The organism is Shouchella phoenicis (genome assembly GCF_047238345.1).
In the GTDB taxonomy this organism is placed as follows: domain Bacteria; phylum Bacillota; class Bacilli; order Bacillales; family Bacillaceae_D; genus Shouchella.
Genome location: NZ_JBDFMQ010000001.1, coordinates 3,575,569 through 3,597,865 on the forward strand (window position 1 = coordinate 3,575,569; position 22,297 = coordinate 3,597,865).

The 22,297-nt window shown below is 40.4% G+C and carries 22 protein-coding genes; 10 read left to right on the plus strand and 12 right to left on the minus strand.

Features of this window, described 5'->3' with window-relative positions; genetic code table 11:
• Nucleotides 1-33 precede the first annotated feature (33 nt).
• Nucleotides 34-2,133, plus strand: coding sequence for a transglycosylase domain-containing protein (locus ABC361_RS19080; RefSeq protein ID WP_413075416.1), 2,100 nt, complete (start codon nt 34-36; stop codon nt 2,131-2,133).
• 41 nt (nt 2,134-2,174) lie between these two features.
• Here ABC361_RS19080 and ABC361_RS19085 read toward each other — a convergent pair whose 3' ends face one another.
• The 3 genes from ABC361_RS19085 to ABC361_RS19095 all read right to left on the minus strand — a co-directional run bounded on the left by ABC361_RS19085 (nt 2,175) and on the right by ABC361_RS19095 (nt 4,836).
• Nucleotides 2,175-2,999, minus strand: coding sequence for a GNAT family N-acetyltransferase (locus ABC361_RS19085; protein WP_413075417.1), 825 nt, complete (start codon nt 2,997-2,999; stop codon nt 2,175-2,177).
• Nucleotides 3,000-3,277: 278 nt separating this feature from the next.
• Nucleotides 3,278-3,991, minus strand: a complete 714-nt coding sequence (locus ABC361_RS19090) for an ABC transporter permease (RefSeq protein ID WP_413075418.1) — start codon at nt 3,989-3,991, stop codon at nt 3,278-3,280.
• Entirely contained in the window at nt 3,988-4,836 is an 849-nt protein-coding gene (locus ABC361_RS19095) for an ABC transporter ATP-binding protein (protein ID WP_413075419.1), read from the minus strand. Before ABC361_RS19095 ends, ABC361_RS19090 begins: the two co-directional genes overlap by 4 nt.
• A gap of 684 nt (nt 4,837-5,520) precedes the next feature.
• On the opposite strand from ABC361_RS19095, the gene pepF reads away from it, so the two are divergent.
• Nucleotides 5,521-7,308 (plus strand): oligoendopeptidase F, encoded by a 1,788-nt coding sequence (pepF, locus tag ABC361_RS19100; RefSeq protein WP_413075420.1) that lies wholly within the window; start codon nt 5,521-5,523, stop codon nt 7,306-7,308.
• 113 nt (nt 7,309-7,421) lie between these two features.
• Here pepF and ABC361_RS19105 read toward each other — a convergent pair whose 3' ends face one another.
• Entirely contained in the window at nt 7,422-7,967 is a 546-nt protein-coding gene (locus tag ABC361_RS19105; RefSeq protein ID WP_413075421.1) for a YwhD family protein, read from the minus strand.
• Between the two features lie 242 nt (nt 7,968-8,209).
• Between ABC361_RS19105 and ABC361_RS19110 the strand changes: the two genes are divergently transcribed.
• From ABC361_RS19110 to thmT, 3 genes are read left to right on the plus strand one after another with little or no spacing between them, the layout of a single operon-like run.
• The gene (locus ABC361_RS19110; RefSeq protein WP_413075422.1) at nt 8,210-9,313 is read left to right on the plus strand and encodes a processed acidic surface protein; all 1,104 of its coding nucleotides are present in this window, start codon (nt 8,210-8,212) and stop codon (nt 9,311-9,313) included.
• 3 nt (nt 9,314-9,316) lie between these two features.
• Nucleotides 9,317-9,988, plus strand: coding sequence for a class D sortase (locus ABC361_RS19115; protein WP_413075808.1), 672 nt, complete (start codon nt 9,317-9,319; stop codon nt 9,986-9,988).
• Between the two features lie 55 nt (nt 9,989-10,043).
• On the plus strand, nt 10,044-10,229 hold the full coding sequence (thmT, locus tag ABC361_RS19120; RefSeq protein ID WP_413075423.1) for a 2-hydroxymuconate tautomerase: 186 nt from the start codon (nt 10,044-10,046) through the stop codon (nt 10,227-10,229).
• A gap of 311 nt (nt 10,230-10,540) precedes the next feature.
• Here thmT and ABC361_RS19125 read toward each other — a convergent pair whose 3' ends face one another.
• From ABC361_RS19125 to ABC361_RS19135, 3 genes are all read right to left on the minus strand, one after another.
• Nucleotides 10,541-11,044, minus strand: a complete 504-nt coding sequence (locus ABC361_RS19125; protein WP_413075424.1) for a YwgA family protein — start codon at nt 11,042-11,044, stop codon at nt 10,541-10,543.
• Nucleotides 11,045-11,055: 11 nt separating this feature from the next.
• On the minus strand, nt 11,056-12,336 hold the full coding sequence (locus ABC361_RS19130; RefSeq protein ID WP_413075425.1) for an HD domain-containing protein: 1,281 nt from the start codon (nt 12,334-12,336) through the stop codon (nt 11,056-11,058).
• Between the two features lie 147 nt (nt 12,337-12,483).
• Nucleotides 12,484-13,725, minus strand: a complete 1,242-nt coding sequence (locus tag ABC361_RS19135) for a dicarboxylate/amino acid:cation symporter (protein ID WP_413075426.1) — start codon at nt 13,723-13,725, stop codon at nt 12,484-12,486.
• Nucleotides 13,726-13,926: 201 nt separating this feature from the next.
• Here ABC361_RS19135 and ABC361_RS19140 point away from each other — a divergent pair, with 201 nt between their 5' ends.
• On the plus strand, nt 13,927-14,751 hold the full coding sequence (locus tag ABC361_RS19140) for a lipoate--protein ligase family protein (protein WP_413075809.1): 825 nt from the start codon (nt 13,927-13,929) through the stop codon (nt 14,749-14,751).
• 35 nt (nt 14,752-14,786) lie between these two features.
• Here ABC361_RS19140 and pta read toward each other — a convergent pair whose 3' ends face one another.
• Complete coding sequence (gene pta, locus ABC361_RS19145; protein ID WP_099304583.1) at nt 14,787-15,782, minus strand: phosphate acetyltransferase; 996 nt, start codon at nt 15,780-15,782, stop codon at nt 14,787-14,789.
• 187 nt (nt 15,783-15,969) lie between these two features.
• Between pta and ABC361_RS19150 the strand changes: the two genes are divergently transcribed.
• Together ABC361_RS19150 and hemQ are read left to right on the plus strand one after the other, a co-directional pair.
• Nucleotides 15,970-16,719, plus strand: coding sequence for an enoyl-CoA hydratase/isomerase family protein (locus ABC361_RS19150; RefSeq protein ID WP_413075427.1), 750 nt, complete (start codon nt 15,970-15,972; stop codon nt 16,717-16,719).
• Nucleotides 16,720-16,791: 72 nt separating this feature from the next.
• Nucleotides 16,792-17,541, plus strand: coding sequence for a hydrogen peroxide-dependent heme synthase (gene hemQ, locus ABC361_RS19155; RefSeq protein ID WP_413075428.1), 750 nt, complete (start codon nt 16,792-16,794; stop codon nt 17,539-17,541).
• Between the two features lie 38 nt (nt 17,542-17,579).
• On the opposite strand, the gene yidC is transcribed toward hemQ, so the two are convergent.
• The 4 genes from yidC to ABC361_RS19175 form a co-directional block, all read right to left on the minus strand.
• On the minus strand, nt 17,580-18,374 hold the full coding sequence (gene yidC / locus ABC361_RS19160; RefSeq protein WP_413075429.1) for a membrane protein insertase YidC: 795 nt from the start codon (nt 18,372-18,374) through the stop codon (nt 17,580-17,582).
• A 42-nt stretch (nt 18,375-18,416) separates the two neighbouring features.
• The gene (locus ABC361_RS19165) at nt 18,417-18,677 is read right to left on the minus strand and encodes a hypothetical protein (RefSeq protein WP_413075430.1); all 261 of its coding nucleotides are present in this window, start codon (nt 18,675-18,677) and stop codon (nt 18,417-18,419) included.
• A gap of 84 nt (nt 18,678-18,761) precedes the next feature.
• Complete coding sequence (locus ABC361_RS19170) at nt 18,762-20,012, minus strand: ABC transporter permease (RefSeq protein ID WP_413075431.1); 1,251 nt, start codon at nt 20,010-20,012, stop codon at nt 18,762-18,764.
• A complete protein-coding gene (locus tag ABC361_RS19175) occupies nt 20,005-20,907 on the minus strand; it encodes an ABC transporter ATP-binding protein (protein ID WP_413075432.1) in 903 nt (300 codons plus the stop codon). The genes ABC361_RS19170 and ABC361_RS19175 overlap by 8 nt, the downstream gene beginning before the upstream one ends.
• A 342-nt stretch (nt 20,908-21,249) precedes the next feature.
• Here ABC361_RS19175 and ABC361_RS19180 point away from each other — a divergent pair, with 342 nt between their 5' ends.
• On the plus strand, nt 21,250-21,681 hold the full coding sequence (locus ABC361_RS19180) for a cell wall hydrolase (RefSeq protein ID WP_413075433.1): 432 nt from the start codon (nt 21,250-21,252) through the stop codon (nt 21,679-21,681).
• A gap of 21 nt (nt 21,682-21,702) precedes the next feature.
• Nucleotides 21,703-22,209, plus strand: coding sequence for a spore coat protein GerQ (gerQ, locus tag ABC361_RS19185; RefSeq protein ID WP_413075434.1), 507 nt, complete (start codon nt 21,703-21,705; stop codon nt 22,207-22,209).
• Nucleotides 22,210-22,297: the final 88 nt, after the last annotated feature.

A 22,297-nucleotide genomic window follows, 5' to 3' on the forward strand; every position in this document is an offset into this window, starting at 1 on the left:
AGAAAAGAGATAAAAAACGAAAGGGTGAGCAACGTGATTCCAGCAACAAGAGGACGAAAAAAGCGCGTAAAGCAATTAAAATGGCTAGTAAAATTCACGTTTCTAGCTTCCATGTGCGTAATTATTAGCATCATTGCTCTCTTATCCTATACAAGAATGCAAGGTCCTCCACCAATGGAGCTCGCTTTCCCTACTCAGTACCTCGCAAACGATGGTTCCATGATTGACAGCGAGGAAGCAGGTCAGAACCGAACATCTGTCTCATTAGAGGAGATGTCTCCCTATCTTGTAGATGCCACAATCGCCATTGAAGACCGAAAATTCTTCTCTCATTATGGCTTTGACATAAAGCGAATCGGAGGAGCTGTCTTAGCGAACGTCCAATCTGGTTCAAAAGAACAAGGGGCTAGCACCATTACACAACAGTATGCGCGTAACCTCTATCTCTCTCATGAAAAAACGTATTTACGTAAATGGAATGAACTTCTTTATGCACTTCGTCTCGAGATGAACTTTTCAAAAGAAGAGATTTTAGAAGGCTATTTAAATACCATCTATTATGGACACGGAAATTATGGAATTGAAGCCGCTTCAATGCACTTTTTCGGAAAGCCTGCAAAGAATCTTTCCTTGGCAGAAGCTGCAATGGTTGCAGGTGTACCAAAAGGACCAAGCTACTATTCACCCCTTAACGACCTTGATCGAGCTACCTCTCGCCAGCACACCATTTTAACAAGCATGGTAGAGTCAGGTTCGATCACAGAACAAGAAGCCGACCAAGCAAAGCAAGAAAAACTACTTTTCGTTGACCAGCAAGCACCAGAAGCGCAAGAAGTAGCCCCTTATTTTCAAGACCATGTAAAAGCTTTAATGAAGAAACAAACATCCTTAACGGAAGAACAGATAAAGGCAGGCGGATTAAGCGTGCAAACGACGCTCGATCCGAAGCTTCAGCAACAAGCAGAAGAATTAATTGAACAACACATGCCAGAAAACGATTTACAAGTAGCTCTCGTTGCCATCGATCCTCGAACAAGTGAAGTAAAGGCACTTGTTGGTGGAAAAGACTACGAAGACAGTGCATACAATCGCGCAACCCAGTCGAAACGACATCCTGGTTCAACGATGAAGCCGTTTCTTTATTACGCCGCACTGGAAAATGGCTTTACACCTATGACCACTTTTTTAAGCGAACCGACTTCTTTTACATTTGATGAGGGTCGAGAAAAATATGAGCCAAGCAACTACAACGACATCTACGCAAATGATTTTATTACGATGCTTGAAGCGATTTCGTATTCAGATAATATTTTCGCCGTCAAAACGCATCTTTCCATTGGCGAAGAGCAACTCGTTCAAGTTGCAGAATCAGTCGGGTTAGGAAAATTAAAGCAACTGCCATCTCTTGCACTTGGCGCTCAACCTGTATCCATTCTAGATATGGCAAATGCCTATACTGCTCTAGCTAATGGTGGAAAGATTAAAGATCCAGTATTTATTAAAAACGTGGCGGACGGGGAAGGCACGCATGTCTTTGAACAAACCGAAGAACAGAAACAAGTCCTTCGTGCGGATACCACTTACATTTTGACGGATATGATGCGAGGGGTGTTTCAGCCTGAATTGAATAGCTATACATCCGTTACAGGAGGAAGTGTTTCGAAAAAGTTAACCCATCCAACCGCTGGTAAATCCGGCTCGACTCCGAGAGACAGCTGGATGATTGGCTACACCCCTCAACTTGTCACAGTTGTGTGGACAGGATACGATGAAAAAACAGACATCAACCAATTTACAGAGGGACAAGTGGCAAAACGTATTTGGGCAGATTTTATGCAGCAGGCGATGGATGACGAACTAACCCTTCCATTCACTCGCCCTTCAGGTGTTGTGATGAAAACGGTAGATCCTCATACTGGTTTGCTTTCAAACGAGGCTTGTCCGGGTGGAAGACTAACTGCCTTCTTAATGGGAACTGAACCACTAGAATCTTGCAGCGAACCTGAAGAAACAGAGCCAAATGAAAAGGAAACAGAGCCAGATGACGGCCTTTTTCGCCGCTTCTTCCGCTGGATTGGCGGAAATGAAGGAGAAAGTGAGCATTGGCAACCTCGCGAGACCGAGGAGCGGTAAAAAAGAAAAGAGTATGGAACCGATTGAGTCCATACTCTTTTTTATGCTTCATATTTATAGTAGGCTTGTGCACCTTCAACCGTGAAGCCACATTTTTTATATAAGGAGAGAGCCTGCTCGTTTTCCGTTACAACGTCGAGCCATACAATTTTTCCGTTGCTTACCTCTCGATGGACGACATCCGTTAATACTGCTCGTCCAAACCCTTTACCCCGTTCTTCTTTCTGTAGAACAAACCCATAGATCCAGCTTTCTTGATTTCGCTGTTCCAGTCGCAGCTTCCCAACGCTCTGTCCATTTACTTCAATCATGTACATACCGTTTGCAACCTCTGTTCTAGCAGGAAGATCTTCAGCTGTAAGCGTTAAACCAAACCCCTCTTTGTCTAAGTAAAAAATGGTTTCAAGATCCTTTGATACAGCAGGACGAATACGAACGCCTTCTTTCGTATAAGGCATAGGAATCTCTCGGCAGACCATTTGATGTTCGGTAAATTGATGTGTGGCGCCGATTGCCTGACAGAACCCTTTACCGCTAGTAGATTGATCCGGGCAGTTGATAAGAAAAGGCGTCGCCTGCTGGTGCCAATCGCTATACGCTTGATTAAGCAAATTCTTTGCGATCCCTCTAAGCCGAGATTCTGGCTCTACTAAACAAATGCTTTCAACTTTTTTTCCAAACCGATAGATCGCTAAATAACCGAGTAAATCACCTTTTTCATTATAATAAAAATAGTCCTCTGTTACCGCTTCTGAGCGATCTTTTTGCGCTAGCATCTCCCAATTCATCTTCAGCTTCACCTGTTCTTCTTGCTCAATGATTTGCTGCAACGTATGGATTGCTTTTCGTTGTTCTGGGACGAGCATCCTTTTCACCACCTTTTTCAACAGTATAGCATACAAAACAATATTTATTTTTGAAAAATTTTTAAAACTTAACTAGATGGATGAAATTTCATAAGCCCTTCATTGTCTCTTAAAAACGAACAATCATGTTATTTGGCGAACGCTTTTTCCACAGCACAAGCGAGACAGCCATTTGCGCTCATGGTGCCTTCTTTGCCCCGGGCACGGTCTCAGCCATTTCCGCGTAAAATCTCGCACAAAGGTTTTCAAACACAATGCTGACATTGATTCACACTCTATTAATCATACGCATTTTTTCGATACGCGATATACGTAATCACAAGAGTGGCAAGTAGCCAGATAAACAGGACAAGCCAATTCATGACGCTCGTTGCTGACCAACCTTCGTTCATCATGGAAATCATCAATTCAGAATAGACAACAGGCGCTATTCCCTGGGAAATGGTTTCAATAAAAGCAAAATCTAAACCAGCTGTTAAAAGTGGAAACATGCTTAATAAGAGAATAATTGGCAACCCGAGCCCTGAGGCAGATGAAACATTTTTACTAACTAAACCAACAAATGTTCCTAGAAGTAGAAAAATAATAAACATCGGAATAGACAGTACAATCACTTGCAACATATCTGACGGAGAAATCTCAAAGATAAGCAACGCAATAACCGTTGCAACAAACGTAAAGAGTGTGGCTACTCCAGCCTTTCCAATTAACACCTCATACGGTTTAGCTGGGGTAAGCATCAGCATTCGTAGCGTTTTTTTCTCCTTCTCTTCTGCAATCATCATTGATTGTGTCACACCTGCACTCATTCCAAAGACGATTAATAGGAGAGCTGGTGTAAAAAAAGCGAGGCTTTCTGCATCCATAATTGTTCGATAAAATACAGCAAGACCTAAAGGGATTATCGGCATGAGCCAAACATTTAAGTTGCGCATCCCATCTTTCGTATCTTTTAAGAAAATACCTGTCATTCGTTTTAACGCTAAACTCATGCGAGTCGACCTCCTGTAAGCTTAATAAAAATTTCGCCAAGCGTCGGTTCCTGCGAATGAATCGTATCGATCGATTGCTCCCGCATTAAGGATGCGAGAAACTCAGCGTCGGCTTCATTTTGACTAAGTGTGTGAACATCTCCACCTGCATGAACGAGGATCTTCTTCTCACTATGCGCTAATCGTAAATTTCTCGGGGTATCGATTGTTGCAATCTCTCCCTCATGCAAAAACGCCACCCGGTCACACAACGTTTCTGCTTCTTCCATATTGTGCGTTGTAATAAAAATAGTCGTTCCATTTTCGTTTAATTGCTTCAACGCTTTATGAACATGAGCCGTTGTTGCCGGATCAAGTGCTGAAGTTGGCTCATCTAAAAACAAGACTTCCGGCTCATGAAGCAAAGCTCGCGCCAGCATTACCCGTTGCTTCATTCCTTTAGATAGATTTTTCGCGATGGTTTTTTTCTCATTTTCTAACTGAACCGCTTGAAGCACGTTGTCAATCCGCTCCTCCTTCTTATCAATTGAAAAGAGGGAAGCAAATAAATTTAAATTATCGTAAACAGTTAAGCGTTCGTACAGTGCACTATTGTCGGTCATAATTCCAATGACAGACATCCAGTCACTTGATTCCACATTTACTTTTGCTCCGTAAGCATGAACCGTTCCTGCAGACGGTTTAATTTGTCCAGTTAACAATTTAAGCATGGTTGTTTTCCCTGATCCACTTGGGCCCAGCAGTCCAAAGATTTCTCCTTTTTGGATGGGCAGATCTACCTCATTTAACGCTTTTTTATCTCCATATACTTTTGACACATTCGTTAATTCTAGAATGGATGTCATCCAACCACCTACTCTCATTTTCTTACGTAAAGTGTACATAAACTGGTACGCTCTCGCAGTATTCTTTTGACGAAAAGCATCTTTTTGCCGTTATCTGGCGTTATAGTTCGCTGAATGGCACTTAAATTCCACTACGAACCGCTTTTTTTCGAAACGGCTGAAGAAAAAAGACATAGTGAGCCTCAGCCATGCTTAGTTATGTAATTCAATTAATTGAATTAATTTCATCATTTCGTTTTAAAGAGATGTAACGAACGATCGTTGATAAAGTCATAGTAAAAGTTCTTGATAATCACTTTTGATATTGGCGACGACTCCCACGGGAACAGCACGCGTTTGAAGACATTGGAGCGAGATTTTACGCGAAAATGGCTGAGACCGTGCCCGGGGAAAGCGTTCGCCAAATAAGGTGAATGTTCATTTTTATGACACAATGTAGGTGGTACGAAATTGATCAAATAATAGAAAAATATAAATATTCTTTTTATAATTGTTACTCGTACACACAACAGTCGTTTTACATGTCCATTCCTCTAGTCATTCAGCCCCGTCACCTCCTATCTTCATTAGTTTATCAGAACCACCCTAAAAAAAGGTTAACGAAAAAGCAAATTGAAACATAATTCTCTTTTCGCGTGCTACACTAGAACGAATACGCATTACTCCATTAGAAAGGGTGTAACCATGACAACCTACTCATCTCGTAAAGAAGTCCCTGATCACGAAAAATGGGATTTAACCGATTTATTTCAGAGCGAACAAGAATGGCAAACAAAGCTAAAAGAATGCGAATCCATTTGCGATGAGTTACAAACGTATAACGGTGCAATCAATAATGGTTCTGACCTATTAGCATACTTAAAAAAGCAAGAGGAGCTTTCACTTCATCTTAGAAAAGTGTTTGCGTACACGATGTTTTTAACCGATATTGACACACGTGATTCCCACGCTCAAAAATTAAGTGATCGTACGACAAAATTAGGCGTAAAAGTAAGCGAGTCAACGGCTTTCTTCATGCCATTTCTCTTAAGTTTAGATGAAGATACGCTTCAATCCTACTTAAAAGAAGAAAAGGAACTTGAATACTTTGAAGATGAATTATGGAAGTCATTCCGCTTTAAAGATCACGTTCTTTCCAAAGAAAAAGAAGAGCTTTTATCTCAATTAAGCGAATCGTTTCAAGCACCTGGAGCAACATTCAACATGCTAAATAATGCGGATATTCAGTTTGGCGAAGTGACAAACGAAGACGGCGAAAAGGTGCAGTTAACAAGAGGAATGTATGCGAAGCTGATTGAAGATGAAGATCGTGAAAAACGAAAAGAAGCGTATAAAGCATATTACAAACCTTATGTAGAGCTAAATAATACGATTGCGACAACACTTGGTGCGGAAATTAAAACAAATGCGTCGATGGCTAAAGTGCGTAACTATGAATCCGCTCTGCAAAAAGCCCTGTTTGCTGATGACATTGATCCAACCGTCTATGACCAATTAATTGAAGCTGCGCGAACTCATATTAAGCCACTCCATGAATACAGTCGATTACGAAAGGAAAAGCTTGGCGTTGATGAGCTTCGTCAATACGATTTAAATGCTTCAATCGTTCCTGGCGTAAAAGCTGAAATCCCTTATGAAGAGGCGTATGCTACAATGATTGATGCGCTCCAACCATTAGGTGACGATTACATCGAACGACTCAAAGAATTTAAAGATAAACGATATATCGATGTGCGCGAAACCCCAGCGAAACGCTCTGGTGCCTATAATATGGGCGTTTATGGCGTTCATCCATTTGTGCTTTTAAATCACCATGACGACCTGAATAGCTTATTTACCCTTGTCCATGAAATGGGGCACGCACTCCATAGTCATTATTCAAGCAAACACCAACCACAAATTACAGCGAGCTATCGGATTTTTGTGGCTGAAGTAGCTTCAACTGTTAATGAAGTGTTGTTGATTAATCACTTACTTAAGGAAACATCTGATGAAAAAATGCGTGCATATTTGCTCAATCATTTCATTGAACAATTCCGTGGGACATTTTTCACACAAGTGATGTTCGCTGACTTTGAAAAACAAACACATGAAAAAGCAGAAAAAGGCGAAGCCCTAAATGCAGAGAGTTTAAACGAGTTATATGAAGAATTATTTCGCCTTTATAATGGCCCAGACATCGTCTTTGATGACGAAGTAAAATATGGATGGTCCCGCATTCCCCATTTCTATCGTGCCTTTTATGTGTATCAATACGCAACTGGATTTGCATCTGCCATTCAGATTGCGACAAACATCTTAGACGGTGATCAAGAGGTCTTAGATTCGTATCTTGAATTCTTAAAGAGCGGTAGTTCTGCGGAACCACTTGACTTACTTAAAGCAACAGGCGTTGATTTAACAACACCAGAGCCAATTGAAGCGGCGATGAAAAAATTCGCCGAACTTGTTGACGAACTGAAAAAACTATAAAAAAACAGCCGAGGGGTATCGTACACCCTCGGCTGCTTTTTTGTCCTAGCCATCTTAGCGTAAAACAATCTGTTAAAAAGAACAATAGCTCAAATCTTAATGTCACAATTTGTTCAAACTTTTAACGCTTCATGAAGCGTTGTTGATTCATTCCAAATATCCTCACTATGCGCCTTCAAAAAATCAGCCAATACTTTACGTGATGGCTCATCCATCTTTTCCACAGATACTTTTCCTTTTAACGCTTTATCCATCTGATTTACATGCTCAGGCATACTCTTATACCCGCGCTTCGCACCTTTATTAACCGTCATATAGCAAGCGCCAATCCCACTATAATAAGGTTTTTTATCTTTTGTATCGATCGTTATCCAAATCAACCAGTAACGCTTCATTCCTTCTGTTGGAACATCTTCCAACGTTGGGATAAACTTCACACGCTTTTCCACAGCAGCACGTGCATGTAGCGCGCCCATATCAACAAACGCTTCCTGTTCGTCAATATTAATAAATAACGGAGTCATATGATCTAAATTTATCAAGCCAGCGCCGTAACCCCCGTGGCCGTCAGTAGAATCAGATTCGTTGCTAAGAATCGTAAAGTTCGAAGACTTTTTCGCCTTCTTTAAATTATTGTTATTGAGCAAATCCACAATCATCCGCCCTCTCTAAGATTCAACTTTGATCTTTTCATTGTATCACAAGTTGTTTTTAAGATCAGCTTTCGAAACCACCTCTACCAAATAAGAGGATTTCAAAGCATTTTGTCGTATTTTAGCGTATACAGAACCTAATTCTAAAGTTTTTCTAAAATCTTCGCTTTTTTGCAGACAAATGAACAGATTTAACTATATACTAAATCTTGCAAGAAAAAAATTACAATTGAATACAGGGGGAACACATGAAACGATTACTGTCCTTATCACTTATTTTCACTTTGATTTTTGCGCTTGTTGCACCAAATCTTAGTTTTGCCCATTCGTTAGATCAGGACGAGCTTAATGAATACTTAGAGTACATAGGGGTTTCTGAAGATTGGCTTGAGGACTACCTTTCACAATTTGAATTAGAATTATCTGAGTTTTACTCTATCGATGAGCTAGAGGACTTCTTAGGAGACCCTTTGACTGATGAAGGTTATTACGAGCTATTGGAATATTACGAGATTACTGAAGAAGAGTTTCTCGCTTTGTTAGATGAAACAGGTTACACAATGGAAGACTTTGTCTTTTATTATGATTTAGATGTATTCCTTTGGGAGTATTTTGGTGACGATTGGTATGAGGAATACCCAGATCTTTCAGGATTTTTAACTCAATTTAGCTTAAGTGAAGAAGAATTGTTCAATTTAATGTTCCATTATATGGATGTAAGAGATGCAAACCCACATTTATCTGAAGAACTAACCGCATTAAAAGATCGTGGATTTGCTTTCCGTGATGGTGCATTTGAGTCCATTACTGAATTAAATGCGCAAGAAATTGCCGAGCTTTTCGCAATCGGGGAAAAAGCAATTGATTTACTTAATTTACATCCACAATACTTTGTTGATAAAGCTGGACAAGATAAACAACCTGTTGATTTAGCCGTTCTAGCAAAATCAGGCATTGAGAAAGAATACAAATTGCTTGTTGAGTTATACAACGAGTCTGGGGATTTCTTAGCCGATTTCTACATCACGCCTGAAATGTTTAATTCTCATTTTATTAAGAACATCCTCGATGATGTCAATGAAATCGGGAAAGTTGTTGAAGAAACAGTAAACGAAACACCAGTAACAGTTGAACAGCCTTCAAAAGAAGCTCCTACATCTGATGGATCTGGTTCAAACGCGCCTACGTCTGGTACAACTAACACTTCAACTGAAAAATTAACAAAAACCGTTGATGGTGCAAAAATGCCTAAGACATCAAGCTACTACCCGCTTTATGCACTACTTGGTTTAGGGTTAATGGCTTCTGGCTTGTTTGTTTTCCGTCGTTTAATGAAAAAAGAGGCAGTATAAATGATGGCTCGCGCAAAAAAGCGAAACGTGAAAAAGATCGTGTTATCGGTCTTTGCTGTTGCGCTCATCGCTTTTGGTGCTTACCTTACCACGACTACAGGGTTTAAGATTTTACATGGCTATGCGCTCTATAAAATGATGCCAGAGGAAGAGAAATTGGTCGCTTACAACCTTTCAGGAAAAGGGGAAAACGATCAAATCCTTGCCTCAACCGTTAACCCTGAAGTGAGTGAGTGGCAGCCAGCTATAGGTGAGGTAATGGGCAAGTTAACGATTCCAGTCATGGATTCGAGTTGGCCCATTATCCACGGTACTGGTGACGATGAGCTCGACCGAGGTGTTGGCCATTTTGATGGGAGCGTCCTTCCCGGAGAAAATGACAATAGTGTCTTATCAGGTCACAACAATACGGTGTTTCACCATCTTGGTGATGTTGGTGAAGGAGACGAGATTATCGTTGAAACCAAGAGCGGTGTGTTCACATACAAAGTGCATACGGTTCGCATTGTCGATGAGGATGATCGCACAGTCATTGTCTCTACAGATGACGCGCAATTAACGGTAACGACTTGTTACCCATTCCATGTCGTTGGCTTTGCGCCTGAGCGTTATGTACTCGTTGCTGACTTAGTGGACTCACAGTTTAACCAATCTTTGGCTCTTTTTACTGACTAAAACAAAACTCCTTTCTGGTATACTGAAGGTATGCTACTTGAAAGGAGTTTTTCTTATGCCAATTGTTACTGTTCAAATGCTTGAAGGTCGTAGCGATGACCAAAAGCGAGCACTTGTTGAAAAAGTAACCGCAGCCGTTTCAGAAACAATCGATGCACCAAAAGAACGTATTTCTGTGGTTATTGATGAAATGAAACCAACAAACTTTGGAGTTGCTGGAATTAGACAAAGTGATAAATAAAAGCAAAAGGAGCGTTCTTTTTTTAAGAACACTCCTTTTTTTGATGCCCACCTTTATGGTGCTTACGGATATATTGTGCTATAAAAAACCAATTGAGCAGGATAGTGGCAACAACAACTACCCCCATCATCGGTGATGCTAAGAATAAGATTAGAATTAACGGTATGCCAACAGCGAACATAAGAAGCATTAATGTAAAGCTGAGCAAAATTGGCGCCACCTTTCTTCTCTTGTCGTGATGTTCTAATGCTCATAGTGTATACAATAAGGCGCGCCATAACTACAAAACTGCTGTAAAATAAAATGTAAGACTATGAACCTTCATAGGATACTTGTCGTTCCCGTAGCATCATTAAATGAGTTTCTGCATGGAGCCATTCTTGATTCGAGTAACGTGAATTAAGCTGAGGATCACGTACTCCCTCGCTCTCCATTTGTTTTTGAAAATAGAGTAGCGCCGCCATTTGTTCAAGTATCGATAAAGGTTGGCTATTCAAATCCTTGTAAACGTCTGTAAACTCGTCAAGCTCTTCTCTTACTAAAAGCTTATGTAGAAACGTTTCCCCTTGATTCGTTAGCATATAAACAATGTCTCGCTCATCCCGCTCTTCTTTTAAAAACTGGAGATTGCATAATTCTTCAAGACGCACAAATAAGTCTTCAGAATACGGCCCTAAGCGATGATATCGGTATTTCTCCGCAAATGGCGCCCCAAATGATTTTGCTATATAAATGATTTTTTGTAGCTTTTTATGTTCAATCGTTTTCTCGCATAATGAAAAAAGTTTTAGCACCTGCACATGATTGGAAAGCAAGCTACCCCTCCTTACATTTGTTTAAGAATAGATTCAATTTCCTGCCTCGGCTTTTCATCTAATGACGCGATGAGGTCTGCTGGATAATAAAGCTTGTGATCCGTTCGCTTTTTCCCAGAAATCGACTCAACTACGTCGGACTGACTGGATAACTCTTTTAATTGACCATCTTTTACTAACAATTGAATCGGCACTCGCTGTTCTTCGCCAGGCCTGTACACATCATAAGGTAAATCGGAAGAGGAATCCATCTCCAAATAATAGTCCGCTTCAATGCCTGCTTCCCAGAACAACTCTTGCAAGGCCATAATATCCGTTAAGCGCTCATTCGGATGGCATTCGACATAAGCAAACAAGCGACGATTTAAGAAACGTTGACATAAATCTTTCAAGATTGAGTCGTCTTCATCCTGCCAACACTGAAAATAAAACTGCATCACGGATTCATCTAATTTTAAATAATCTTGGATTGTCGTTGTTCCCGAGAAGATTGCTTTAAAATGATGAGGTGGCTGTTTAAACGCATAGCCGTTCTCATGCAATACTTTTACACGCTTTAAAATCTTGCTTAAGATGACTTCAGAACTTCGCGTCACTGGGTGGAAATACACTTGCCAATACATTTGATAGCGACTCATAATATAATCCTCTACCGCGTGCATCCCGCTGGCTTTGACAACCACTTGATCCTCCATCGGCCTCATCACTCGTAAAATTCGCTCCAAGTCAAACTGTCCGTAGCTCACGCCAGTGTAATACGCATCTCTTAGTAAGTAATCCATACGATCTGCGTCAATTTGACTTGATATCATGCTTGTTACGAGTTTATTGGCGGACGTTTTTTCAATGACTGCCGCTACTTCTTTCGGAAAACCGGGATCATACTGACGTAAGACAGCGTTCACTTCGGTATCACCAAGAATAATAAACCTTGTCCATTCTTCATGATCTGTATCAAAGACTTTTTCAAACGAGTGGGAGAATGGACCATGTCCAATATCGTGTAGCAATGCCGCACTGAGCGCGAGAAGACGATCCTCATTGTTCCACATTGGCTTATCAGTAAAATTCGTTATAAGCCTCCTCATGATCTCATACACACCTAATGAATGATTAAAGCGCGAATGCTCTGCACCGTGAAATGTTAACGACGTTGTACCTAACTGGCGCACCCGTCGTAATCGCTGAAATTCCGTTGTGCCAATTAAATCCCAAATTAATTGATCCTGTACGTGAATATAGCGATGAACAGGATCTTTAAACACCTTTTCTTCTTGCAACTTCCCAGACATGTTCTCCCCCCTTTTCTATCATTCATATTATACGACCTCTCTTCTCTGAAGAAAAGAGGCTCGGTCTAACGAACGAAAAAAGAACCTTCATAAGTGAACGTCCACTTATAAAGGTTCTAATCATTTTAAACCTTGCTTTCCTGTTGTTTAGGAATTAGCTGGAATGTCGCCACGCTTTTTCTCATTTCGATCAACAATAACCGCTAAGGCAGCGTCACCTGTAATATTAACTGCGGTTCTCATCATATCAAGAAGACGATCAATACCGATAATTAAACCGATTGCGTCTGGTGGTAACCCAACTGTTGTCAGAACCATGGCGAGCATGATCATACCTACTCCTGGTACACCCGCTGTGCCAATACTTGCTAATGTTGCCGTTAAGACGATCATAAGCATTTGCATAAGCGTCAAATCAACGCCGTACACTTGCGCAATAAAAACGGTTGCTACAGCTTGCATAATACCTGTACCGTCCATATTAATCGTCGCACCGAGAGGTTGAACAAAACCAGATACTTGTTTAGAAACACCTAAGTTCTCTTGTGCAGATTTCATAGAAAGTGGCAAGACTGCGTTTGAGCTTGATAAGCTGAATGCCATCGTCATAGCTGGCGCAAAGCCTTTAAAAAACTTAACTGGACTCATTTTTCCTAAGAAGTATACGATTAATCCATACACAACAAATAAGTGGAAGACAAGTACCCCAGCTACAGTTAAGAAGTAAGAAAGAAGGGATCCAACAGCTTCCCATCCTGCTTCACCAAGAGCAGAAGCAATTAACGCAAACGCACCAATTGGTGCAAATGCCATAACGAATGTAACGATTTTCATCATAATGTCATTTGCTTGTGTAAAGAAAATTTTAACCGTTTCCACTTTTTTGCCGAGCATCGCCATAGCAAGTCCGACAAACAAAGCAAATGTAATAATTTGTAGCATATTCATATCAGCCATAGAAGCAATTGGATTCTCAGGGAAAATGTTGATGAGTGTTTCCATAATTGGAACAGATTCCGCCGGCTGATAGTCTTCCGCAATTCCTTCACCTAGCAAACCTGGTGATCCAGGTTGAACGATCTGTGCTGCAACAATTCCAACTGTTAAGGATATAGCGGATGTCGCTAGAAAGAAAATAACCGTTTGTATTCCCATTCGACCAAGTTGTTTTGGACTTCCTAAATCGGAAATACCAACAACAAGTGAAAAGAACACAAGCGGAACAACAACCATCATAATTAAACGTAAAAAGATTGTACCTGCAGGGTCTAAAATGTATTGATTTAACACGTTAAAAACATCTTGTGACCATATCGGCAGAACAAGACCTAAAATAGCCCCTAATAATAAACCGAGTAATATGTTTCTTGTGAGCTTATTGTTGTTCATTTAGTTTCCCCCAAACCCAATTTGATAATTTCTTATAATTCTCTTATTTTTTTCTTCTTTACACTTCTTTTTTTAAAAATCGCTTACGTTTGTAAAACTTTTTTCAGTATAACGGCAGAAATCAAAATACGCAACTTCCTTTTTATAGGTTAGCCCTTTCCATGTTATACTAAGGTGTGTAAGAAAGGAATGATTTGATTGATTAAACCCTCACCATTTCAGGCTTTAAACGCCGAATTGAGACTGATCGATAACAGTAAAAATTACCTATCAGAGAGCGCCTTGAAATCGTTTGCTTTTGACGATACCCTTTGTCAATTAGCTGGAAAAACGAATCAATCGTCTCTACGTTTCTGGGTGCATGATCGCACCATTGTTTTAGGGACACAGGACACTCGTTTAGATCATATCCATGATGCGATTACTATATTAGAAAAGAATAATTACCGTGTCGTCGTTCGAAATTCAGGCGGACTAGCTGTATTATTAGATAACGGTGTTTTGAATCTTTCCCTTATCTTTCCTGGAGAAACCACCTCTTCCATTGACGGTGGCTACGAGCGTATGGTTGCCTTTGTACGTGCAATGTTTCCCGAAGCAAAAATTGATACAGGTGAAATTTTTGGCTCTTACTGTCCTGGTAGCTACGATTTAAGTATTGATGGGAAGAAATTCGCCGGCATCTCTCAACGACGAATTCGTGGCGGGATTGCGGTGCAAATATATTTGTGCATTACAGGCAGTGGTTCAGAACGAGCACAAGTTGTTCGAGACATGTACAGCCACGCCGTAAAAGAACCGAACCCAAAATTTAGTGCACCTCATGTAACACCAACGGTTATGGCGTCCTTAAATGAACTTCTGGATGAAACCTTTACTGTTGAACAAATCGTTGAAAAAGCAAAACAAACTGCTCAATCGTTTGATATTACTCTGAACGAGGAACCTTTTTCTGCTGAAGAAACGCTTTTATACGAAACACAACTAGAACGGGTAATTGAGCGGCATAATCGCTGTTTAAACTAAAAAAAGCTTTCGGTCATCAAACCGAAAGCTTTTCATTACGCTTTTTGTGTTTCTTTTTGAGTAATGGCTTGCATCGCTGTAATTAAGCTAAGCTTATAGACATCGTCCACATTACAACCACGAGATAAGTCATTTACTGGCTTATTTAAACCTTGTAAAATCGGTCCGATTGCATCATAGCCACCAAGTCGTTGCGCAATTTTATAACCAAGATTCCCTGATTCTAAGCTCGGGAAAATAAACACATTTGCTTCACCTTTAAGCGGCGATTCAGGCGCTTTTTTCTGAGCTACTGCAGGTACAAATGCAGCGTCAAATTGGAATTCACCGTCAATGACAAGATCTGGGCGACTTTCCTGTGCAAGTTTCGTTGCAGCAGAAACTTTTTGTGTTTCTTGCGAAGACGCAGAACCAAGAGTTGAGAACGAAAGCATCGCTACTTTTGGATCAATGCCAAATAATTTTGCGGTATCTGCTGTTGCTGTCGCAATCTCTGCCAACTCTTCTTCGTTTGGAGAAATATTAATCGCACAGTCACCAAAGACAAATTTCTTATCTTCTTTTACCATTACGAATACACCAGATGTACGCTTTATACCAGGCTCTGTTTTAATAATTTGTAATGCCGGGCGAACAGTATCGCCAGTTGAATGGGCAGCACCACTGACAAGACCGTCAGCTTTCTCCATATACACAAGCATCGTTCCAAAGTAATTAACGTCCATAAGAAGTTCACGCGCCTGTTCTTCAGTCGCTTTTCCTTTACGTCTTTCAACAAAGGACGCCACCATTTCATCTAGGTGCGCATACGTCTTTGGATCATAAATTGTTACATCATCAATCTTTACATTTATTTTATCTGCAAGAGACGTAATTTCGTCTGGATTTCCAATCACAATCGGGTCAACGACTTGATCTGTAGCAAGTTTTACCGCGGCTTCAAGCACACGCTCGTCGTTTCCTTCTGGTAATACGATACTTGGCTTATGAGACCCTACCTGCTGTTTAATATCAGCAAATAAATCACTCACTGTAAATAACCTCCTTCAGTTATCATTCTTACTCTATTTTAGGATACCCTGCTTTAGAAAAAAAGGAAACAGCCTCGCATAAAGCGTTAATTTTAAAAATTGACACATTGATTACGCTTACATTAAAATTAAAGGGTTTTCACCTATTTTTAGCGAAAGATGTAGAAAACCATTTTAGGAGGCTTTTATGAGTGACCAACTAGTAAGACTAGATATTAAGAACAACATTGCTACGATCACTTTAAACCGACCAACTGTAAAAAACGCATTAAACGATGCTGCCCACGAACAACTTTACGAGGCTTTTGAAGAAGCAGATGAACGTACCGATGTTCGAGTAATCGTCTTAACAGGAAGCGGAGATGCTTTTTGTTCCGGAGCGGACTTAAAATCAATTGATATAAACGATATGGAAAATTTCAATTATGGCCGCGCATTACGAGAAACATACAATAAATTAATTACGCTTATGACGAATATTGGCAAACCAATCATTGCCCATATAAATGGAATTGCTGTAGGAGCTGGTCTTAGTATCGCATTAGCTTGTGACTATCGTGTTGCGAACAAAGAAGCCCTTTTTGGATTAGGATTTTTGAAAATTGGCCTTGTTCCGGATGCAGGAATGTCTTACTTCTTGCCACGATTAGTCGGATATCCAAAAGCGCTTGAACTAGCTGTAAAAGAAAATTTTTCGGCTGATGAGGCGCTTGCGATGGGACTTATTAACAGTATTGATCATGTGGACGAGCTCATTCAAAAATGCTTGGCACTTCCACTAACTGCTTTTCGTTTAATGAAAAACAATTTTCGAGAGAGCTATGACCACCATTTAGCAGAGATTTTAGAAATGGAAGTTACAGCTCAACGTGAAGCAGGTGAATCAAAAGAACACCGGAAAGCTCTTGAATTTTTTGTGAATAAAGGCAAGCGATAGACGATCCACTTAAGTAAAGAGCCCTCCTTATGGTATAGTGGATTGAGAGAAAATTGAAGGAGGATTTGTACGATGAATGAGGCAGCAAAAACCTTAGACGGTTGGTATGTACTGCACGACTTCCGCAAAATTGACTGGAGCTCGTGGAAAAATGTCCCGGAGAACGAACGCGAAGGGATGATTGAAGAATTTACAGCATTACTAAATAAATGGAACGACACCGAAGCGAATGGACAAGGTAGTCACGCTCTTTATTCAATCGTTGGCCAAAAAGCAGATTTAATGATTATGTTGCTGCGCCCAACGATGGAAGAGTTAAATGACATTGAACTTGCGTTGGACAAATCAGGGTTGGCGGACTTCACACTTCCGACGTATTCCTATGTCTCTGTTGTGGAGTTAAGCAACTACTTGGCAAAAGAGTCTGATGAGGATCCCTATCAAAATCCTTATGTTCGCTCACGCCTTTATCCAGAACTTCCAAAATGGAAGCATGTTTGTTTTTATCCGATGGACAAGCGTCGCGAAGGCGATGATAATTGGTACATGCTGCCGATGGAAAATCGTAAAGAACTTATGCGCAGTCACGGCATGATTGGTCGTAGCTATGCAGGAAAAGTAAAGCAAATTATTTCTGGGTCTGTCGGTTTCGATGATTGGGAATGGGGCGTTACTCTGTTCTCAGACGACGTTCTGCAGTTTAAAAAGCTTGTGTACGAGATGCGCTTTGATGAAGTATCTGCTCGCTATGGCGAGTTTGGCTCCTTTTACGTCGGGAACATCCTTACGCAAGATTCGCTCTCCGCTTACTTTCAAGTATAAGAAAAAAGGTTCATCGCTACTCGCGATGAACCTTTTCTTTATGCACGATCTTTTTGAACGTCCTCTTTATTCATGTTTGGTCGTACAATAATAAAGTACGTCTGAACAATCATAAAGATGTTACCAATTACCCAATAAAGCGCTAGTGCTGAAGGTAATGTTAGACCTGCAATGATAATCATCACTGGTAAAATCCATAACATGATGTTCATTGGATTTGGCATTCCTTCTCCTAGCGGATTTGCTGGCATTTGGCTCATTGACATCTTAAATTGGATAAACGTCGTAATACCGGCAATGAACGGTAAAACCGGGTCCATTTGTCCTAAATTAAACCACAAGAAGTCACTTTCTGGACCTTGTCCAATGGCTTCTGTACGCATAATCGCAAAGTAAAGCGCCATAACTATCGGAATCTGAACAAGTGCAGGTAAACATCCAGCCGCGGGATTTACTCCGTGCTTTTGATATAACCCAATCATTTCAGTTTGCACTTCACGTTGTTTCTCAGGATTACCTTGTGCTTTTTTCATTCTCTCTTGAATTTCCTGCATTTCAGGACGTAATGCCTGCATCGCACGGGAACTCTTTTGTGATTTTAATGCTAGCGGCAAGATCAGCAAACGGATCAAGATCGTTACAATAATAATCCCCCAACCAAAATGCCCACCAGTCAAATCAGAGAAAAACTGAATTAAAAAAGACATCGGGTATACAAAAAATGAATTCCAAAAGCCTTCAGACTCAGCTGTAATAGGCTCGTCTATTCCACAGGCAGCCAGTACCACTGCCATAAAAAGCAAACTTGTTGTTAATAATATTTTTCTTTTCATATCTTTCTATATGTCCTCCTTTGTTGTCTCAATGCTGTTTCGTTAGACAACAAAGTTTAGGTCATCGTCATCTTGACAGCTCTTATCTCGGAAGTATGGTATCTTTGGACGTACGCGAGTGGTTGTCGGTGAAAAAGGAATGTTGATGATTCTTCCAGTGTTTAACGTTTTACGTTCTGGTCGCTTCATTTTTACATGCAAATGGTGCAATTTAATGTTCTCATAAGCTAAACAAGCAATCACCGGTAGGAACAACCCTACAGAGATCCAAATAAACGAGAGTTCCAGAAAAATATCAATCATCCTCAATCACCTCCTCCGATACCTTTTCACAATATTTCCATCTTACCACACTCACTAAGCAAGAACAAATCCGTTTTCCAATGATTATTTTTCTTTTTTCGACATCGCCAATGCTTGTTTAATGTTCTTTTTAAATGACAATTTGCCATACATAAGAACGCCACCTTTATAGATTCGTGCAGCAAGCACATTAATGATAATAGCACTGACTACCATAATTCCAATTAAAATTGCAATTTCAACTGGTGCAATGGATCCTGCCCCTACTCGTAAAATTAACAATTGAGGGGTGAAGAACGGAATATAAGAAGCCACATTTACAAATGTAGAATCTGGCGCATTTTGTCCAAATGAAACGATAAAGAAACCAATTAAAGCTAAGAAAATAAGTGGTTGAACCGACTGATTTACTTCTTCTGTCCGACTTACGAGTGCTCCTAGCATGGCAGCAACACCACCAAAAATGAAGTAGCCGAGCACGACGCACAGTAAGCCGTAACCGATCAAGGTTAAATCAATGAAATCTGACGATAAGAAATCCGTTACGTTATTGCCTGCAATTGTCATACCAATTAGAAAAGCAATTAGAAGTGTAGCTAAGTTCACAACACCAGAAAGAGCAATTCCAGTAAGCTTTCCAAACATTTGCACCACAGGATTCACGCTAGAAACGAGTAACTCCATCACCCGTGATGATTTTTCTGTTGCCACTTCCGTTGCGATCATCGTACTAAATAATATAACGATAAAAAAGATAATGTACGTGATTGCAAAGACTGTAAAGTATGATGCCGCGCTTTCTTCTTCACTTTCAACCGCTTCGCCTTCCTCTAGCGAAAGTTGCTCAAAGCTAATTGGTTGATAAACAGCCGCTAGTTGTTCTTCATTAATATCTAATTCACTCGTAAGCACGCCTTCTTTTAACCGTTGGATTTGCTGTTCCACTTCCATCGCTGTGTTGTTTGAATCGCCATAAAATGATGCTTGTAGATCTTCGGTTGAACCTGTTAGATGGACAACACCTTCGTATGTACCTTCCTCTGCTTCTTGAATGACGTCATCTAATGATTGACCGTCCATCAGTACAAAAGTTGTTCCTTCTTCAGTTTCATTTGGAGCTGTTAAACCTTGCGCAATGATGCCTGCGTCTTCACTTTCATCGACAACCGCAACTTCTGTTGGAGAATCGTCGTCCCCAGTAAATAAGTCAACAATCGTCGTGATATTTGTTAATCCAATAATGAGGATCATCATAAAAACAGTAGAGATAACAAAGGATTTCGTACGTATTTTTGAACTTAACGTATGAGATACAATCGTTCCAAAATTATTCATTTGCATCCCCTCCTACTTTATCAATAAAAATATCGTGCAGGCTTGGCTCTTCGACTTCAAATTTGCGAACAAACCCTTTTTGAGCGAGCACTTGAAAAATATCTTTCGCAGATTCTTCATTTTCTACTTGGATTTTTACTCCATTTATTGTCTCAGTGTACTGTGAAACATGTTCATGCTCCTGTAAAAAACTCAAATCATAATCAGCAGCAATCGAAACAGTCTTAATTCCGTAGCTCCGCTTAATTTCTGTTAAATTTCCTTGGAGTACAGCTTTGCCTCGTTTAAGCATAATAATGTCTTCACACATTTCTTCCACGTTATTCATTTGATGACTTGAGAAGACAATTGTCGTCCCTTGGTCCTGAATATGGCGAACCGCTGCTTTTAACATGTCAGAGTTCACCGGGTCCAACCCACTAAATGGCTCATCTAAAATAAGAAGTTCTGGTTTATGTAATACTGCAGCGATAAATTGAATCTTTTGCTGGTTTCCTTTTGAGAGCTCTTCTACCTTTTTGTTTTCATATTCTGTTACTTTAAAGCGCTCTAACCAAGATCGCATTTCTTCAATAATTGCATGTTTCTTCATCCCTTTAAGCTTCCCAAGATAAATTAACTGGTCTTTTACAGTTAACTTGGGATAAAGCCCGCGCTCTTCAGGTAAATAACCAATTAAATTCGTGTACTTATAAGAAAGCTTTTTCCCGTTCCACGTAACGGTTCCATTTGTTGGATCTAATAAACCAATAATCATTCGAAACGTTGTTGTTTTACCCGCTCCATTGGCCCCTAACATACCAAACATCTGCCCTTTTTCTACACGTAACGAGATGCCGTCTACTGCGGTGTGCTGGCCAAACTGTTTTTCTACATGATCAATAACTAATGTCATACGTTCTGCATCCTCCCTTATAAAAATGCCTCTTGCGAACAGCTCGATCGCAACGTTCTATTTTCCGCTTAACGCGTCCATTCTTTGTTACGGGCAACAACCCGTTTAGGTTTCAATGCCCGTTGGTTAGAAACCGACTCCTCTATTATGGGTGGCTTATGTGTGAAAGTAAAATGATTTACTCGTTTTTCTGAATGTTTATTTAGTTCTGTTTTTCATTCTTTATTTTTCACCAGAGCGACATATTTGTCTTTTTTGCTTCATATGATGGAACGAACCTATGTGGTTTGATAAAACTTCCCATAACAAACATAGTCAGACGATCTTTGGTGGAGGTGCTCAATGGCGGTTATTAAAGTAAATTCTGGTGATATCGATGTATTAGCACGCTTAATGCGAGCTGAAGCAGAGGGAGAGGGAGAGCTCGGGATGCTATTGGCTGGCAACGTGATGGTCAATCGAACGAGGGTACGTTGTATGGATTTTGGCAACGTGAATACGATACCTGATATGGCCTTTCAGTCACCAGGCGGATTCGAAGCTGTTCAAAAAAGCTATTTTTATCAAAAAGCTAGGGAACGAGACAGAAGACTTGCGCGGAGAGTTGTAAAAGGTGAACGATTTAACCCAGGAGAATTTGCACTTTGGTTTTTTCGACCGGATGGACCATGTCCCGATCAATGGTGGGGGCAATGGAATACTGGGCGTTACAAAGCGCACTGTTTTTATCAGCCGACAGCTGCGGAATGTGAAGAAGTCTTTAATACGTTTTAAAGTTAAAGAAGGAGTGATTGAATGTACCAGAATCAATGGCAAAACCAGTCAGGAAATCAAGGGTATGGACAGCAGGAGCCGATGCAAGGTCAGCCCATGATGCAGGGTCAACCCATGCAAGGACAACCGATGATGCAGCAATCACCACAGGGTCAGGGCTACTTTTCTTCTCAGAACTATCAGACGCCAGGCTTTGCTCAACAGCAAACGCCTACGTCTGTTCAAGGTAGTGACACGAGTATGCTGCCTATTGAACAATCGTTTATTGAAAATATTTTACGCTTAAATCGCGGAAAACTTGTGACTGTCCATCAAACCTTTGAAGGAAATAGCGAATGGAATGCTCGTGTATTTAGAGGACGTATTGAAGAAGCTGGTCGAGATCATATTATTATTGGGAATCCTGAAACAGGAGAGTATTACTTATTGTTAATGGTGAATTTAGACTTTATCACATTTGATGAGCCTATCGAATATACATACCAATACGGGTATGAACCGAGCTTATCTCAGTATTCACCACGATAAATTAGAATTCAAAAAACCTTCATGAGGATGTCCTCCATGAAGGTTTTTATAACGATTTAAGCCAATTTTATGAATAGTGCCGGCCTCT

Excerpts from the sequence above, each read along its gene's own strand:
- ABC361_RS19115 (WP_413075808.1), top strand. The coding sequence starts at position 9,317 with ATGGCTCGCGCAAAAAAGCGAAACGTGAAAAAGATCGTGTTATCGGTC.
- ABC361_RS19105 (WP_413075421.1), bottom strand. The coding sequence starts at position 7,967 with ATGATTGTGGATTTGCTCAATAACAATAATTTAAAGAAGGCGAAAAAG.
- ABC361_RS19090 (WP_413075418.1), bottom strand. The coding sequence starts at position 3,991 with ATGAGTTTAGCGTTAAAACGAATGACAGGTATTTTCTTAAAAGATACG.
- ABC361_RS19170 (WP_413075431.1), bottom strand. The coding sequence starts at position 20,012 with ATGAATAATTTTGGAACGATTGTATCTCATACGTTAAGTTCAAAAATA.
- ABC361_RS19150 (WP_413075427.1), top strand. The coding sequence starts at position 15,970 with ATGAGTGACCAACTAGTAAGACTAGATATTAAGAACAACATTGCTACG.
- thmT (WP_413075423.1), top strand. The coding sequence starts at position 10,044 with ATGCCAATTGTTACTGTTCAAATGCTTGAAGGTCGTAGCGATGACCAA.
- ABC361_RS19085 (WP_413075417.1), bottom strand. The coding sequence starts at position 2,999 with ATGCTCGTCCCAGAACAACGAAAAGCAATCCATACGTTGCAGCAAATC.
- pepF (WP_413075420.1), top strand. The coding sequence starts at position 5,521 with ATGACAACCTACTCATCTCGTAAAGAAGTCCCTGATCACGAAAAATGG.
- ABC361_RS19130 (WP_413075425.1), bottom strand. The coding sequence starts at position 12,336 with ATGTCTGGGAAGTTGCAAGAAGAAAAGGTGTTTAAAGATCCTGTTCAT.
- ABC361_RS19165 (WP_413075430.1), bottom strand. The coding sequence starts at position 18,677 with ATGATTGATATTTTTCTGGAACTCTCGTTTATTTGGATCTCTGTAGGG.
- hemQ (WP_413075428.1), top strand. The coding sequence starts at position 16,792 with ATGAATGAGGCAGCAAAAACCTTAGACGGTTGGTATGTACTGCACGAC.
- ABC361_RS19180 (WP_413075433.1), top strand. The coding sequence starts at position 21,250 with ATGGCGGTTATTAAAGTAAATTCTGGTGATATCGATGTATTAGCACGC.
- ABC361_RS19110 (WP_413075422.1), top strand. The coding sequence starts at position 8,210 with ATGAAACGATTACTGTCCTTATCACTTATTTTCACTTTGATTTTTGCG.
- gerQ (WP_413075434.1), top strand. The coding sequence starts at position 21,703 with ATGTACCAGAATCAATGGCAAAACCAGTCAGGAAATCAAGGGTATGGA.
- ABC361_RS19135 (WP_413075426.1), bottom strand. The coding sequence starts at position 13,725 with ATGAACAACAATAAGCTCACAAGAAACATATTACTCGGTTTATTATTA.
- ABC361_RS19095 (WP_413075419.1), bottom strand. The coding sequence starts at position 4,836 with ATGACATCCATTCTAGAATTAACGAATGTGTCAAAAGTATATGGAGAT.
- yidC (WP_413075429.1), bottom strand. The coding sequence starts at position 18,374 with ATGAAAAGAAAAATATTATTAACAACAAGTTTGCTTTTTATGGCAGTG.
- ABC361_RS19175 (WP_413075432.1), bottom strand. The coding sequence starts at position 20,907 with ATGACATTAGTTATTGATCATGTAGAAAAACAGTTTGGCCAGCACACC.